The 15,701-nt window shown below is 73.9% G+C and carries 12 protein-coding genes; all 12 read left to right on the top strand.

The features are described from left to right. Positions 1 to 17 precede the first annotated feature (17 nt). The 12 genes from Ae331Ps2_RS12000 (at position 18) to Ae331Ps2_RS12055 (ending at position 15,698) form a co-directional block, all read left to right on the top strand. Positions 18 to 1,301, top strand: a complete 1,284-nt coding sequence (locus tag Ae331Ps2_RS12000; RefSeq protein ID WP_075308856.1) for a CdaR family transcriptional regulator — start codon at positions 18 to 20, stop codon at positions 1,299 to 1,301. 172 nt (positions 1,302 to 1,473) lie between these two features. Further along, the gene (locus tag Ae331Ps2_RS12005) at positions 1,474 to 2,889 is read left to right on the top strand and encodes a uracil-xanthine permease family protein (protein ID WP_083696258.1); all 1,416 of its coding nucleotides are present in this window, start codon (positions 1,474 to 1,476) and stop codon (positions 2,887 to 2,889) included. Next, positions 2,886 to 3,716, top strand: a complete 831-nt coding sequence (locus Ae331Ps2_RS12010) for a xanthine dehydrogenase family protein subunit M (protein ID WP_020623356.1) — start codon at positions 2,886 to 2,888, stop codon at positions 3,714 to 3,716. The genes Ae331Ps2_RS12005 and Ae331Ps2_RS12010 overlap by 4 nt, the downstream gene beginning before the upstream one ends. Further along, positions 3,713 to 4,198: a (2Fe-2S)-binding protein gene (locus tag Ae331Ps2_RS12015; RefSeq protein ID WP_020623355.1), complete on the top strand. Its 486-nt coding sequence runs from the start codon at positions 3,713 to 3,715 to the stop codon at positions 4,196 to 4,198. The genes Ae331Ps2_RS12010 and Ae331Ps2_RS12015 overlap by 4 nt, the downstream gene beginning before the upstream one ends. Further along, complete coding sequence (cutA, locus tag Ae331Ps2_RS12020) at positions 4,195 to 6,582, top strand: aerobic carbon-monoxide dehydrogenase large subunit (protein ID WP_075308854.1); 2,388 nt, start codon at positions 4,195 to 4,197, stop codon at positions 6,580 to 6,582. Before Ae331Ps2_RS12015 ends, cutA begins: the two co-directional genes overlap by 4 nt. After that, entirely contained in the window at positions 6,579 to 7,283 is a 705-nt protein-coding gene (locus Ae331Ps2_RS12025) for a carbon monoxide dehydrogenase subunit G (protein ID WP_075308852.1), read from the top strand. The genes cutA and Ae331Ps2_RS12025 overlap by 4 nt, the downstream gene beginning before the upstream one ends. Further along, entirely contained in the window at positions 7,280 to 8,695 is a 1,416-nt protein-coding gene (locus Ae331Ps2_RS12030) for an amidase (protein WP_083695489.1), read from the top strand. The genes Ae331Ps2_RS12025 and Ae331Ps2_RS12030 overlap by 4 nt, the downstream gene beginning before the upstream one ends. Positions 8,696 to 8,772: 77 nt before the next feature. Continuing rightward, complete coding sequence (locus tag Ae331Ps2_RS12035) at positions 8,773 to 10,884, top strand: hydantoinase/oxoprolinase family protein (protein WP_075308850.1); 2,112 nt, start codon at positions 8,773 to 8,775, stop codon at positions 10,882 to 10,884. Further along, positions 10,881 to 12,857, top strand: coding sequence for a hydantoinase B/oxoprolinase family protein (locus Ae331Ps2_RS12040; protein WP_083695491.1), 1,977 nt, complete (start codon positions 10,881 to 10,883; stop codon positions 12,855 to 12,857). Before Ae331Ps2_RS12035 ends, Ae331Ps2_RS12040 begins: the two co-directional genes overlap by 4 nt. Positions 12,858 to 12,864: 7 nt before the next feature. Continuing rightward, positions 12,865 to 13,539 (top strand): SDR family oxidoreductase, encoded by a 675-nt coding sequence (locus Ae331Ps2_RS12045; RefSeq protein WP_075308848.1) that lies wholly within the window; start codon positions 12,865 to 12,867, stop codon positions 13,537 to 13,539. A gap of 94 nt (positions 13,540 to 13,633) precedes the next feature. Beyond that, positions 13,634 to 14,569, top strand: a complete 936-nt coding sequence (locus tag Ae331Ps2_RS12050; protein WP_075308846.1) for a carbamate kinase — start codon at positions 13,634 to 13,636, stop codon at positions 14,567 to 14,569. A 25-nt stretch (positions 14,570 to 14,594) separates the two neighbouring features. Beyond that, positions 14,595 to 15,698: a ring-opening amidohydrolase gene (locus Ae331Ps2_RS12055; protein ID WP_075308844.1), complete on the top strand. Its 1,104-nt coding sequence runs from the start codon at positions 14,595 to 14,597 to the stop codon at positions 15,696 to 15,698. Positions 15,699 to 15,701: the final 3 nt, after the last annotated feature.

Raw genomic sequence — 15,701 nt, forward strand, 5'->3', positions numbered from 1 at the left:
CGAAGGGGCGGCAACAGTTGCTGACGGAGGAGACCGGGGACCCGGAGTTCCCGGCCCGCGAGGCGCTGGCCCGGCTCGATGCGCTGCACACCGGGCTGACCCGGATCGCGCTGGAGGGCGGGGACCTCGCGGGGATCGCGGCCGAGGTCGGGCGGGTGCTCGACGTGGGCGTCGCGGTCACCTCCACCGACGGGCGGGAGCGGGCGTCGGCGCTGTCGGAGGACCAGCTCCGGATGCTGACCGAGCACGACCTCGTCGACCCGACGGGCCGGCTGCGCGTCGAGCGGATGGGGATCGACGGCGTCCCGGTCGCGGGCGGGGAGGCCCGCACCCTGCGGGTCGCGGCCGGTGGGCAGAACCTCGCCCGGCTGGTCTGCGTGCGCCTGACCGCCCGGCTCGCCCCGGACGACGTGCAGGCGCTGGAGCGCGCCGCCGCGGTGGCCGCGCTGCTGATCACCCGCGAGGAGGCGGCCACCGCCGTCGAGACCAAGTACCAGGGCGACTTCCTGCGGGACCTGCTGCTGCGCCGCACCGCCGACCCCGCCTACGTCGCCGAGCACGCGGACACCCTCGGCTGGGACCTGCGCCGCCCGATGGTCGTGCTGACCGCCGAGCTCGACCCGATCGACGCGCGGGTCCCGGCCGAGCAGTGGCGCGCCTGGCAGAAGCGGTTCTCGGCGGGGTGGCGCCAGGTCTGCTCCGGGCTGGGGGAGGGCATCCCCACCGTCGACTTCTCCTCCGAGGTCGTGACCCTGCTGCCGGTCGACGCGGACCCCGGTCCACCCCCCGGCCGCGACATCGTGCGGCGGGCCGTCACCGCGGTCGCCGGGGACAAGGGCGGCGGGCGACGGCAGTTCTCGGCGGGGGTCAGCCGCCCGGTGCCCGACATCGACGCCCTGCCCGGCGCCTACGCCCAGGCACGGCGGGCGGTCGAGGTGGGCCGCCGGATCTCCGGCGGCGGCAGCACGACGTTCTTCGACCAGCTCGGCCTGCACCGGCTGCTCGCGCTCGTCCCGGACCCGGCGGAGCTGGACTCCTTCGTCCGCGACGCGCTGGGCCCGCTCGCCGAGCCCACCACCGAGGCCGCCGAGCTGCGCGAGACCCTGCAGGTCCTGCTCGACACGAACTTCACCGTGGCCGAGGCGGCCCGGGTGCAGTTCTTCCACTACAACACGATGCGCTACCGCGTCGCCAAGCTGGAACGGCTCCTCGGCCCGCTGTCGACGGACCCGAACCTGCGGCTCGACGTCGCCGTCGCGCTGCAGGCGCTGCGCATCGTCGGCCGACCGGGCGGAACGTGAACGACATCCAGCGGAAACCGCACGGCCCGACGCATGCAGGCATCGTGCTGGCGTCATCAATTCGTGCCAGTGGATCCACCGGTCAATCGGCAGTAGTAGCCGTCGAGGTGCGACCTGGGTCTCATTAGCTTGAGTCGGGTCTCCGGTGCCGTGTGAAGGGATCGCCATGTCGATGTTCAGGTGGGAAGTGGTCGATCCGGGGCCGGGGGAGGCGGTCGCACCCCGCCAGCGGCTCCCCTGGGGGAAGACGGTCGGGCTGGGGATGCAGCACGTCGTCGCGATGTTCGGGGCGACCTTCGTGTTCCCCGTGGTGATGGGGCTGGACCCCAACCTCGCGATCCTGTTCTCGGGCCTGTGCACCGTCCTGTTCCTGGTCGTCTGCAAGAACATGGTGCCCAGCTACCTCGGCACCAGCGCCGCCTTCGTCGGCGGGGTCGCGGCGATCCGGGCGGCCGTCGGCGACTCCGCCGCCGTGACCGGGGCGATCATGGTCTCCGGCCTGGTGCTGCTCGCGATCGGTGTGTTCGTGCACCTCGCGGGCGCCCGGCTCGTGCACCGGGTGCTACCGCCCGCGGTGACCGGTGCGGTCGTCATGCTGATCGGGTTCAACCTGGCCCCGGTCGTCGCGTCGGTGTACTGGCCGGTGGACCAGTGGACCGCGCTGCTCACCGCGACGTTCCTGGTCTGCGCCGCCGTCCTGTTCCGCGGCTTCTGGGGACGGATCGCGGTGTTCCTCGCGCTCGTCTTCGGGTTCGTGCTCTCCTGGCTGCTCGACCTCCTGAGCGGCCCGATCACCTCCTGCGGCGGTGCGGACTGCACCCCGGAGCCGCACTCGCGCGTCTCCTTCGAGGGCCTGGCCGACGCCGCCTGGTTCGGACTGCCCAGCGGGACCCTGGACGACGGCGTCCCGGCCGTGCACGCGCCCAGCTTCTCGCTGATGTTCGTGCTGCTGGTGCTCCCCGGCGTCATCGCGCTGGTCGCCGAGAACCTGGGGCACGTCAAGGCGGTCGCCGAGATGACCGGCGACGACCTCGACCCCTACCTGGGCCGGGCGCTGGGCGCCGACGGCGCCGCCACCGCGCTGGCCAGCCTGTTCGGCGGGTCCCCGACGACGACCTACGCCGAGAACATCGGCGTCATGGGTGCGACCAGGGTGTACTCCACCGCGGCCTACTACGTCGCGGCCGCCGTGGCGATCCTGCTCGGCCTGTGCCCCAAGTTCGGCGTGCTGGTCGGGGCGATCCCCGGCGGTGTGCTCGGCGGGATCACGCTCGTGCTCTACGGGATGATCGCGCTGGTCGGCGCCAAGATCTGGGTGGAGAACGGGGTCGACTTCGGCGAACCCCGCAACCTCGTCGGCCTCGCGGCGGGCATGGTCGCCGGCATCGGCGGCGTCGCGCTGGACCTGGGCAACGGGTTCGAGCTGGGCGGCATCGCGCTCGGCACCATCCTGGTGATCGTCTACTTCCACGCCGTCGCGCTGCGCGACCGCCGGTCCGGGACGTCCGGCCCGTCCGGCGCGTCCGGGACGCCCGCCGGGACGATGGTGACCAGGGTCGACGACGGGGAGGCGAAGGACAGCCCGTGAAGCCCGCACCCTTCGACTACGTCCGCCCGACGGACCTGGCCGGGGCCGTCGCCGCGCTCGCGGCGCCGGACTCGAAGGTGCTGGCCGGTGGACAGAGTCTCGTGCCGCTGCTGTCCATGCGGCTGGCCGCACCGTCCCTGGTCGTCGACATCAACGGCGTACCCGGCCTGGACACGATCACCGAGGTCGAAGGGGGTGTCCGGGTCGGCGCGCTGGCCCGGCACACCGCGGTCCTGGAGTCACCGCTGCTCGCCAGGGTCCAGCCGCTGGTGCCGGCCGCGCTGGCCCACGTCGCGCACCCCACGATCCGCAACCGCGGCACGACCGTCGGGTCCCTCGTGCACGCCGACGCCGCCGCCGAGATGCCGGTGGTGCTGCGGCTGCTGGAGGGGGCGCTCGACGTCGAGGGGCCCGCCGGGCGCCGCACGATCGGAGCGCGTGAGCTGTTCGTCGGCCCGCTGGAGTCGGCGGTCGGCCCGGACGAGATCGCCGTCTCGGCGTTCTTTCCCGCCCTGCCGGCGGGCGCGGGCGTCGCCTTCGACGAGGTCGCCCGCCGGCACGGCGACTACGCCCTGGTCGGCGCGGGGGCGGTCGTCGACGGCGACCGGGTCCGGGTCGGCTACCTGTCGGTGAGCGACGTCCCCGTGGTCGTCGACCTGACCGGCGTCGCCCCGGCCGACCGGGCCGACGCCGCCCTCGAACACCTGGACCCGGCCACCGACATCCACGCCACGGCGGCCTACCGGCGACAGCTGGTCCGGGTCCTGACCGACCGGGTGGTGGCCGCGGCGACCCGGAACGCGACCGCGCAGGGAGGCGGGCGATGAGCGAGACGCTCCACGACATCCGGCTGACGGTGAACGACGTCGTCCACGACCTGCGGGTCCCGGCACGGCGGCTGCTGTCCGACGCGCTGCGCCACGACCTCGGCCTGACCGGAACCCACGTCGGCTGCGAGCACGGGGTCTGCGGGGCCTGCACGATCCTGCTCGACGGCGAGCCGGCGCGGGCCTGTCTGATGCTCGCCGTCGCCGCGCAGTCCTGCGCGATCACCACCGTCGAGGGGCTGACCGAGCCGGACGGGTCGTTGTCCCCGGTGCAGCAGGCCTTCGCCGAGTGCCACGGTCTGCAGTGCGGCTTCTGCACCCCCGGCTTCCTGACGACGATCACCGCCGGGCTGCGCCGCGACCCCTGCCCCACCCGCGAGCGGGCCCGCGACATGATCGGCGGGAACCTCTGCCGCTGCACCGGCTACCAGAACATCGTCACGGCGGTCGAGCGGGCCGCCGAGATCGGGGCCGCCCGGTGACCACCAAGCTCATGGGCCAGCGCGTCCAGCGGGTCGAGGACCAGCGCTTCCTGCGCGGCGGCGGCCGCTACCTCGACGACGTCGACCCCGGACCCGGCGTGCTGCACGCCGCGGTGCTGCGCTCCCCGCACGCGCACGCCCGCATCCGCGACATCGACGTGTCCGGCGTCCTCGACGTGCCGGGCGTGCACGCGGTCTACACCCACGACGACCTGACCGGCCCGATGGCGGAGCCGCTGCCCGTGCTCATCCCGCACCCCGCGCTGACCCACGGCCGCACCCAGTTCGCGCTGGCCGGCGACGAGGTCAACCACGTCGGGGAGGCGGTCGCGTTCGTCGTCGCCGAGGACCGCTACCTCGCCGAGGACGCCGTCGACCGGATCGTCGTCGACTACGAGGTGCTGCCCGCCGTCGTCGGGATCGCGGCGGCCCGCACGGCCGAGCGGCTCGTGCACGACGACGTGCCCGGCAACGTCGGCGCCCGGATGGAGCAGGCCGTCGGCGACGCCCCGGCCGCCATCGCCGCGGCGCCGCACCGCCTGGAACTGGACCTGGAGATCGAGCGCAGCGCGTGCATGCCGCTGGAGGGCCGCGGCACCGTCGCCCGCTGGGACCCCGCCCTCGGCCGGCTCGTCCTGTGGACCTCCACCCAGAGCTCCACCGGGGTCCGCGCCGCCGTCGCGGCACGGCTGGGCCTCGACATCGGGCGGGTCGACGTGATCACCCCGGACGTCGGCGGCGGCTTCGGCGTCAAGATCGTCCACCCGTGGCCGGAGGAGCTGCTGGTCCCGATGGCCGCCCGCGCCCTGGGCCGGCCGGTGAAGTTCGTGGAGGACCGGCGCGAGCACTTCGTCTCCTCCGCGCACGAGCGCGGCCAGGTCCAGCACGTCGAGGTCGGCTTCGACGACGACGGCAGGCTGCTCGGCCTCGACGTCGAGTTCTGGCACGACCACGGCGCCTACACCCCGTACGGCCTGATCGTCCCGATCATCACCTCGACCCAGCTGCTCGGCCCGTACAAGCCGGGCGCCTACCGGGTCGCCTTCTCCTCGCTCTACACCAACACCGTGATCGTGACGCCGTACCGCGGCGCCGGGCGCCCCCAGGGCTGCTTCGCCATGGAGCGCACGATGGACGCGATCGCGGGCTACCTGGGCCGCGACCGCGCCGAGGTCCGCGCGGTGAACTTCATCCAGCCGCACGAGTTCCCCTACGACCACGGCCTGATCTTCCAGGACGGCAGGCCGCTGGAGTACGACTCGGGCGACTACCCGGCCCTGCTGGAGAAGCTGCGCACGCTGATCGACTGGGACGGGTTCGCGGCCTTCCGCCGCGCGTGCGCCGAGCAGGGCCGGACCGTCGGGATCGGGCTGGCCTGCTACGTCGAGGGCACCGGCGTCGGCCCCTACGAGGGCGCGCACGTGCACGTCGCGACGACCGGCCGGGTCACGGTCGCGACCGGGCTCACCACCCAGGGCCAGAGCCACGAGACCGCGTTCGCCCAGATCGTCGCCGACGAGCTGGGGGTGCGGTTCTCCGACGTCGAGGTCGTCACCGGCGACACCCGGCGGATGCCCTACGCGGTCGGCACGTTCGCCTCCCGGGCCGCGGTCATGTCCGGCTCGGCGGTCCTCAAGGCCGCCCGGCGGACGAAGGAGAAGGCCCTGCGGCTGGCCGCCGACGCGCTCGAGGCCGACGTCGCGGACCTGGAGATCGTCGACGGCGTGGTGGGGGTGCGGGGCACCGAGCGGTCGATCCCGTTGGGCACGCTGTCGGTGCTGTCCAACCCGCTGCGCTACGCCTTCGACGAGGCCTCGAAGGCCGCCACCCAGTTCTCGGTCGGGGACACCGCTGACCACACTGCGTTGCCGGTCCCCGACGGGGAGCAACCGGGTCTGGAGGGCACCGACTTCCACAGCACGCCGCGCGCGACCTACGCCTCCGGGATGCACGCCGCGATCGTCGAGACCGACCCGGACACCGCCGAGATCCGGATCCTGCGTTACGCCGTCGTCCACGACTGCGGCCACCTGATCAACCCGATGGTCGTCGAGGGACAGATCCACGGCGGCGTCGCCCAGGGCGTCGGCGGCGCGCTGTACGAGCGGATGGCCTACGACGAGTCCGGCCAGCTGCTCAACGCGTCCTTCATGGACTTCCTGATGCCGTACGTGTCCGAGGTCCCCGACGGGATCGAGATCGACCACCTGGAGACGCCCTCGCCGCTCAACCCCCTCGGCATCAAGGGGGCGGGCGAGGCCGGTGTCATCCCGGTCTCGGCGGTGATCGCCGCCGCGGTCTCCGACGCCGAGGGCTTCCCGGTCACCGCGATGCCGATCTCGCCGTCGGACCTGTTCAGCCTGCGTGAGGAGCACCGCTCGTGAAGATCAGTGGCAGCAACGTCGTCGAGCACCCGGTCGAGCGGGTCTGGGAGGCGCTGCTCGACCCCCGGGTGCTGGTCGCGACCATCCCCGGCTGCGAACGGCTGGAGCCGACCGGCGAGAACGCCTACGCGATGACGGTGACCGCCGGGGTCGCCGCGATCAGGGGCACCTACACCGGCAGCTGCGCGCTGTCGAAGCTGGAACCGCACGAGTCGCTGGTCATGACCCTGAACGGGGCGGGCGGGCCGGGCACGGTCGACGCCGTCGTCGACGTCACCTTCGACGACCTCGGCGCGGGCGGCACCCGGATCGGCTACACCGCCGACGCGACGGTCGGCGGCATGGTCGGCGGCGTCGGCCAGCGGATGCTCGCCAGCGTGTCCACCCGGATGGCGGACCGGTTCTTCGACGCCGTCGGCGCGGCGATCGGCGCAGGTGGTGTGGGCGCAGTGCCCCCCGTGCCCCCTGCGCGCGGGACCCCTGTGCCCGCTGTCCCCGTGCCGGCCGTAGCGGTGGCGGAGCCGGCACCGCTCGTCGGCGCCCCGGCCTACGCCGAGCCGCTGACGGGCGCGCAGGTGTTCACGTCCGCGCCCGCCGCCGGGGGCCCGGGCAGCGGTGAGCTCACCCGCGGCATCGGGATCGGCGCGGCCGTCGCGCTGCTGGGCGTGCTGGTCGGCGCCGTGATCGGGCGTCGCCGGTGAGCGCCGACATCACGGTCGCGACCCCGGCCCGCGAGCAGGCCGCCGCGGTCAGGGCCAAGGAGATCTCCGCCCGCGAGCTGCTCGACCTGCACCTGGAGCGGATCGCGCTGCGCAACCCGCGGCTCAACGCGATCGTCTCCCTCGACGAGGAGCGCGCCCGGGCCGGGGCCGAGGCCGCCGACCGCGCACTGGCCGCCGGGACGGAGCCCGGTCCGCTGCACGGGCTGCCGTTCGCGTTCAAGGACACCCACGCCGTCGCCGGCTGGCGGACCACCTACGGCTCCCCGCTGTTCGCCGAGCACGTCCCGGACACCGACGATCTGCTGGTGGAGCGGGTGCGGGCGGCCGGTGCGGTGACGATCGGCAAGACCAACGTCCCCGAGTTCGCGGCCGGCTCGCACACCTTCAACCGGGTGTTCGGCACCACGCTCAACCCGCACGACCCGACCCGGTCCGCCGGCGGGTCCTCGGGCGGGGCGGCGTGCGCGCTGGCGACCGGGATGGTGCCCTTGGCCGAGGGCTCGGACATGGGCGGCTCGCTGCGCAACCCGGCGTCGTTCTGCGGGGTCGTCGGACTGCGGCCGTCCTGGGGGCGGGTGCCGGAGTGGCCGTCGGCGAACATGTGGGAGCCCACCTCGACCGGTGGGCCGATGGCCCGCACCGTCGACGACCTGGCGCTGCTGCTGTCGGTGCTGGCCGGGCCGGACCCGCGGGCGCCGCATGCGCTCGGCGACCCCGGCGCGGCCTTCGGGGCACCGGTCGTCCCGGCGTCGCTTGCCGGGCTGCGGGTGGGGTTGTCCGCAGACCTGGACGGGGCTTTCGCCGTCGACCGGAGCGTCCGGGCGGTCGTCGAGGCGGCCGGGGTGGCACTGGCCGGGGCCGGCGCGGCGGTGACCGGCTCGATCCCGGACCTCACCGGCGCCGACGAGTGCTTCCGCACCCTGCGTGCGTGGCACTTCCAGGCCCGGTTCGGTCTGCAGCTGGCCGTGCACCCCACCGAGTTCAAGTCCTCGCTGGCCGCGAACATCCGGGCGGGGGAGTCGCTGACCGGCGCGGACGTCGCCGTCGCGTTCCAGCGGCGCACCACGCTGGCGCACCGGATGCGGGAGTACTTCGCCGACCACGACGTGCTGGTGCTGCCGGTGTCGCAGGTCCCGCCGTTCCCAGCCGACCGGGAGTTCCCGGACACCGTCGACGGGATGCCGATGGACTCCTACCTGGACTGGATGCGTTCGGCCTACCTGATCACCGTGACCGGCTGCCCCGCCGTCTCGGTGCCGTTCGGGACCACTCCCGACGGGCTCCCGGTGGGGGTCCAGATCGTGGCCCGCCACGGCGCCGACCGGTACCTCCTGGAGGTCGCGGCCGCGGTCGAGGCACTGGCGAAGAGTGCCACTCGAACGGTGCTTTGACGGCAGAAGTCGCGATGTCCCACCGCTCGGTCGGTGAGTTCAATCGACATCACCGACCCCAGGCAGGAAGGACCCCGATGAGCCGGCGCATCCGGATCGGCATCGACACCGGTGGCACGTTCACCGACGTCGTCGCCTTCGACGAACGGTCGGGCGAGCTCGTCACGACCAAGACGCCCTCCACCCCGGCCAACCCGGCCGACGGCTTCCTCGCCGGCATCGACAAGGTCCTGGAGCTGCTGGGTGCGGGCCAGAGGAGCGCAGGCGGAACGAGCATCAGAACAGCCGCCGAGATCGAGGCCGTCAGCCACGGCACGACCGTCGCCACCAACCTCCTGCTCGAGGGGAAGGTCGGCCGGCTCGGTTTCGTGACCACCGCCGGCTACGAGGCCATGCTGGAGATCGCCCGCCAGTCAGTGCCGGACGGCTACGGCAACTCCTACTTCTGGGTCAAGCCGAACCGGATCGTGCCCCGGGACCTGGTCCGCGGAGTGGAGGGCCGGCTCGACTTCACCGGCGCCGAGGTCCGCCCGTTCGACGAGGCCGGGGCCCGCGCGACCGCCCGCTGGTTCCGCGACCACGGCGTCGACACCCTGGGCGTCTGCTTCCTGCACGCCTACGCCGACCCCACCCACGAGCAGCGGATGCGGGAGGTCCTCGCCGAGGAGCACCCGGCCGCCGTCGTGTCGCTGTCCAGCGAGGTCCTGCGCGAGTACCGCGAGTTCGAGCGGGCCACGACGGTCCTCGTCGACGCCGCGGTGAAGCCGCGGCTGTCGGCCTACGTCGCCAACATCACCGAGCGGCTCACCGAGTACGACGGCCGCGCGATCCCGTTCTACGTCATGAAGTCCAACGGCGGCGTCCTGTCCGCCGACGAGGTCGTCCACCAGCCGATCACGACCGTCCTGTCCGGACCTGCCGCCGGGGCGCTCGGTGCCGCGCTGATCGCGCAGGAGGCCGGCTACGACAAGGTCCTCACCTCCGACGGCGGCGGCACCTCCACCGACGTCAGCGTCGTCATCGGGGGCGAGCCGACGCTCACCACCGAGGGCACGGTCGGGCGGTTCCCGTCCAAGATCCCGATGATCGACGTCGTGACCGTCGGCGCCGGCGGTGGCTCGATCGCCTGGATCTCGCCGGAGGGCACCCTCAAGGTCGGCCCGCACTCGGCCGGCGCCGCCCCCGGTCCGCTCTGCTACGGCAGGGGCGGCACCGAGGTGACCGTCACCGACGCGCACGTCGTCCTCGGCCGCATCCCCCCGCACCTGCTCGGCGGGGAGATCCCGCTCGATGTCGACGCCGCCCGCGCCGGCATCGAGCGCCTGGCCAAGGAGCTCGACCTGACCCCGGAGGCCTGTGCCACCGGCGTCCTGGAGATCTCCGCCTGGAACCAGGCCAACGCGTTGCGCCAGGTCACCGTCAAGCGCGGCCTCGACGTGCGCGACTTCGCCCTCACCACCTTCGGCGGGTCCGGGTCCCTGCTGCTGTGCCGGCTCGTCGACGTGCTCGGCGTCCCGACCGTCCTGGTCCCGCCGAACCCCGGCAACGTGTCCGCGTTCGGCCTGCTCACCGTGGACGTGAAGAACGACTACGTGCAGACCCACGTCGCGCTGGCCGACGGGCTCGACCCGGCCGAGGTCTCCCGCGTCGTCGACGACCTCACCGCGCAGGCCGCGGCCGCGCTGGGCCGGGAGGGGTTCCGGGCCGCGCAGCACGCCTTCGTCCGCACCGCCGACCTGCGCTACTTCGGGCAGGCCTTCGAGGTGCGCGTCCCGGTGCCGGACGGACCCGTCACCCCGGACACCCTGGCCGCGGTCGCCGACGCCTTCCACGCCGCGCACCGGGCCCTCTACGGCTACGACTTCGCGGGCGACCCCGGCCAGCAGGTCGAGTGGGTCAACATCCGCGTCTCGGGCATCGGCCCGATCCGCCGCCCGGAGATCGCCACCCACGACCTCGTCGCCGACCCGGTCGTCGCCGCGGCGGGCCGGCGCCCGGTCTGCTTCGACGCCGCGCAGGGCTACCTCGACACCCCGGTGTACCGGCGGACCGACCTCGTCCCCGGCGCGGTCGTCGACGGCCCGGCCGTCGTCGAGGAGTTCGGCTCCACCGTCCCGCTGCACCCGGGCTTCACCGCCCGCGTCGACAGCCGCCTGAACATCATCGTGACCCGGAGGGCCGCCCAGTGACCCCAGCGACCCCAGCGACGACCGACCGCCCGGCCGACACCGGCTCGCGTCGCGCCCCCACGGCGTTTCCCTTCGGCCCACTGACCGAGGACGCCGGTGCGAGCGCCGACCCGGTCCTCGTCGAGATCGTGCAGGGCTCGCTGACCAGTGTGGAGTCCGAGGTCGAGACGGCTATCGCCCGCACCAGCCGCAGCCCGATGATCCGCGACGCGCACGACTTCCGGGCCGGCATCCACGACCGGAGGCTGCGCAAGCTCACCGGCCGCTCCTACTCCGCGCTCGTGCACCCGATCGCCCGGGAGTTCCCGCTGGACCAGATGCGCGAGGGCGACGTCTTCTTCCACAACGACGTCTACCGCTCCGAGGGCGGCATCGGTCACCTGCCCGACCTGTGCGTCACCGTCCCGGTGTTCGCGGGTCCCGCGGAGGACCGGCGGGTGGTCGCGTTCGTGCAGGCCTTCGGCCACCACGACGACATCGGCGGGGCGGTCCCCGGCTCGATGCCCTCGAACGCCACGAGTGTGTTCGAGGAGGGACTGATGGTCCCGCCGATCCGGCTGTGGGCCGCGGGCGTCCCGAACCGGGCCGCCCTGGCGATCATGACGCGCAACTCCCGGATGCCCGACTCGCTCGCCGCCGACCTCGACGCCGAGTGCTCGGCCTGCCTGATGGGTGCCCGTCGCCTCGGCGAGCTCTTCGACCGCTACGGCACCGACACCGTCGAGTCCTGCTTCGACGCGATCATCTCCCGCACCACCGAGACCTACCGCCGCGAGATCCTCGGCCGGATCCCGGTGGGGACCTGGACCTGGGAGGACTACGCCGAGCACGACGGCGTCGACGAGCCCCGCCTGCACGCCCAGCGGATCACGCTCACCCGCACCGGCCCCGACGACCCCGACGGCGAGCGGCTGATCCTCGACTTCGCCGGCACCTCCCCGCAGGCCAAGGGGCCGATCAACCACTGCGGCGACTACTCCGACGGCGTCTTCCTCAAGAAGTGGCTCGCGCCGATCCTGCGCAACCTCGCCGACTCCCCGGAGCGGATGGCCGAGCTCGACGTCAACGAGGGGGTCGTCCCGCTCATCGAGATGCGGTTCCCGCCGCCCGGGACGCTGCTGACCCCGGTGTTCCCCGCGCCGACCAACGCGCGCACCTTCGTCATCCTGCGGCTGCTCGGGGTGCTCGCCGGTGTCGTCGCCAAGGCCGTCGACGGCCGGATGCCCGCCGACCAGGAGACGATCCGCTACACCGGCGTCTACGGCGAGGACCTCGAGGGCCGCCCGTACCTCATGCGCGAGGTGCTGGGCGGTGGCTCCGGCGGCCGCTACTACGCCGACGGCGAGGACACCATCCACGTCGTCCCCGACTCGCGGAACCTGCCTACCGAGTTCACCGAGGCCCGCTTCCCGTTCCGGGTCGAGTCGCTGTCGCTGGCCACCGACTCCGGCGGCGCCGGGGAGTTCCGTGGTGGCCTCGGCTACGAGAAGCACGTCCGGATGCTCAAGGACGCGCACTTCATGTCGATCGCGGACCGGTCGATCCTGGCCTGCTGGGGGGTCCGCGGCGGGAAGGCGGGGCGGCCCTTCGAGGTCGTGATCGACCCGGGCGGGCCGCGCGAGCGGGTGGTCGACGCGCTGGCCGACGCCGAGCCGGTCCGGGCCGGTGAGGTGATCCGGATCCGCACCACCGGGGGCGGCGGCTGGGGCGACCCGCTGCGCCGCGACCCGGCGGCCGTCGTGCGGGACGTGCTGTGGCGCAAGGTGTCCGCCGCGGCGGCGCTGGCCGACTACGGCGTCGTCCTGACCGGGGACCTCGACGACGGCACCCTCGGCTTCGACGCGGGCGCCACCACGGCCGAGCGCGCGGATCGCGCCGCGTGGTCCCGCGACGACGACGCGTTCTTCGACCGCGGCCCCGGCTACGCGACGCTGGCCGGCGGGGCCGCGTACGCCGACGTCGACCGGCTCTGAGGTCGCCGTGCGGGTCGTGATCTGCGGGGGCCACGGCAAGACCGGGCGGGCGGTGGCGGCCGCGCTGCGGGCGCGGGGCGCCACCGCCGTCCCGCTGGGGCGCGCGGACGACGTCGCCGGGGCCGCGGCCGGCGCCGACGCCGCCTACCTGATCGCCCCGAACCTGCACCCGGACGAGCCCGCGCTGGTCGCGGGCTGGCTCGACGGGCTCCGCACCGCGGGCGTCACCCGGGTCGGCTACCACTCGGTGGCCGCGCCGTACGCCCCGGACATGCCGCACCACCTGGGCAAGGCCAGGGCCGAGGACGTCGTCCGCCGGTCCGGGCTGCGCTGGACGATCCTGCAGCCCGGCGCCTACCTGCAGAACCTGGACCTGACCGGGCCGGTCCGGGTGCCCTACGACGTGCACGCCGTCTTCGGGTTCGCCGACCTCGACGAGGTCGGGGCGGCCGCCGCGACCGTCCTGACCGAACCCGGCCACGAGGGCGCCACCTACGAGCTCGCGACGCGCACCGCGACCGTCGCCGAGCTGGCGGCGGAGGCGGGCACGACCGCCGAGCGGGTCCCCGGGCCGTCCGGCCTCGGCCCGGTTCTCGACGCGATGTTCGCCTACTACGACCGGTACGGCCTGCCCGTGGGCACCCGCCCGCTCGCCCATCTCCTCGGGAAGGAGCACCCATGATCGTCGGTGACCCCTGCCGGCGAGCAGGCCCGGTCTCCGCCGCCGGTGCCACGGCGAGCGGCACGGCGGCCACCCCGCTCCCGGGGGCGTCGTCGTGAGGGTCCTGCTGGCACTGGGCGGCAACGCGATGACCGCCGCCGACGGCAGCGCGCGGCCGGAGGACCAGATCGCCGCGGCGCGCGTCGCCGCCGGGGCGGTGGCCGGGCTGCTGGCCCGCGACCACGACATCGTCATCACCCACGGCAACGGCCCGCAGGTCGGGAACCTGCTGGTCAAGAACGAGCTGGCGGCCGCCGTCGTCCCACCGGTCGGGCTGGACTGGTGCGGCGCGCAGACCCAGGGGACGCTCGGCTTCGTCCTCACCACGGCGCTCGACGCGGCGCTGGCGGCGGCCGGGGTCGACCGGCGCACCGCCGCCGTGGTGACCCGCACCCGGGTCGCGGCCGACGACCCGGGCCTGCTCCGGCCGTCGAAGCCGGTCGGGCGCCACCTCCCTGCCGACGAGGCCGCCGTGCTGGTCGCACACGGCCAGACCTGGCAGGACCGTGGCGAGCGGGGATGGCGCCGGATGGTCGCCTCGCCCGAGCCGCTCGAGATCGTCGACGGCCCGGCGATCCGGGCCCTGGTCGACGCCGGGTTCGTCGTCGTCGGCAACGGCGGCGGCGGGATCCCGGTCGTGCGGCTGCCCGGCGGCGAGCTGGCCGGCGTCGAGGCCGTCATCGACAAGGACCTCGGTGCCGCGCTGTTCGCCCGCACGGTCGGCGCGGACGTGCTCGTCATCGGCACCGACGTACCGCACGCGGTGCTGCACTTCGGGACCCCGGCCGCCGAGCCGCTCGGCACGATCGGTGTCGAGAAGCTGCGTGCCCACGCCGCCGACGGTCACTTCGCCGGCGGCTCGATGGGCCCCAAGGTCGACGCGGCCTGCCGCTTCGTCGAGAACGGCGGCACCCGCGCCGTCATCACCGACCTCGCCCACATCACCGAGGCCGTCACCGGCGACGCCGGAACCGTCGTCGTCCCGTCCTGAGACCGCTGGAGAAGGAGAGTCCGTCATGCCCGACGCCATCGAGGTGCGCAAGGTCCCGATCCACTCCGTGGCCGACGCGAGCGAGCTCGCGTCGCTGATCGACGACGGGGTCCTGCACGCCGACCGGGTCGTCGCGATCATCGGCAAGACCGAGGGGAACGGCGGGGTCAACGACTACACCCGCATCATCGCCGACCGTGCCTTCCGCGAGGTGCTGGTCGAGAAGGGCGCCCCGGCCGAGCAGGTCCGGGAGGTCCCGATCGTCTGGTCCGGCGGCACCGACGGCGTGATCAGCCCGCACGCGACGATCTTCGCGACCGTCCCGCCGGAGGACGTCGTGCCCTCCGACGAGCCCCGTCTGACCGTCGGCTTCGCGATGAGCGAGCAGCTGGCACCGGAGGACATCGGCCGCACGCCGATGATCACCAAGGTGGCCGACGCGGTGCAGGCCGCGATGAAGAAGGCCGGCATCACCGACCCCGCCGACGTGCACTACGTCCAGACCAAGACCCCGCTGCTGACCATCCACACCATCCGTGACGCCAAGTCCCGCGGGAAGACCGTGTGGACCGAGCACACCCACGAGTCGATGGATCTGTCCAACGGCTGCACCGCGCTCGGCGTCGCCGTGGCGCTCGGCGAGATCGAGATGCCGTCCGACGCCGACGTCATGCACGACCGCGGGCTCTACTCGGCGGTGGCGTCCTGCTCGTCGGGCGTCGAGCTGGACCGGGCCCAGGTCGTCGTGGTCGGGAACGCGACCGGGGTCGGCGGCCGCTACCGGATCGGGCACTCGGTGATGACCGACGCCCTTGACGCCGACGGCATCTGGAAGGCGATCCGCGACGCGGGCCTGGACCTGCCGGAGCGGCCGCACACCTCGGACCTGGACGGTCGCCTGGTCAACGTGTTCCTCAAGTGCGAGGCGTCGCAGGACGGCACCGTCCGCGGCCGGCGCAACGCCATGCTCGACGACTCCGACGTGCACTGGCACCGCCAGATCAAGGCCTGCGTCGGCGGGGTCACCGCCGCCGTCACCGGCGACCCCGCGGTGTTCGTGTCCGTGTCCGCGGCCCACCAGGGCCCCGAGGGAGGCGGGCCGGTCGCCGCCATCGTCGACCTGGGGTGAGCG

The sequence above is a fragment of the Pseudonocardia sp. Ae331_Ps2 genome, assembly GCF_001932405.1.
In the GTDB taxonomy this organism is placed as follows: Bacteria; Actinomycetota; Actinomycetes; order Mycobacteriales; family Pseudonocardiaceae; genus Pseudonocardia.

Bases quoted from the DNA above. Each gene is read 5' to 3' on its own strand.
- Ae331Ps2_RS12005 (WP_083696258.1), top strand. From the start codon at position 1,474: ATGTTCAGGTGGGAAGTGGTCGATCCGGGGCCGGGGGAGGCGGTCGCA.
- Ae331Ps2_RS12015 (WP_020623355.1), top strand. From the start codon at position 3,713: ATGAGCGAGACGCTCCACGACATCCGGCTGACGGTGAACGACGTCGTC.
- Ae331Ps2_RS12035 (WP_075308850.1), top strand. From the start codon at position 8,773: ATGAGCCGGCGCATCCGGATCGGCATCGACACCGGTGGCACGTTCACC.
- Ae331Ps2_RS12055 (WP_075308844.1), top strand. From the start codon at position 14,595: ATGCCCGACGCCATCGAGGTGCGCAAGGTCCCGATCCACTCCGTGGCC.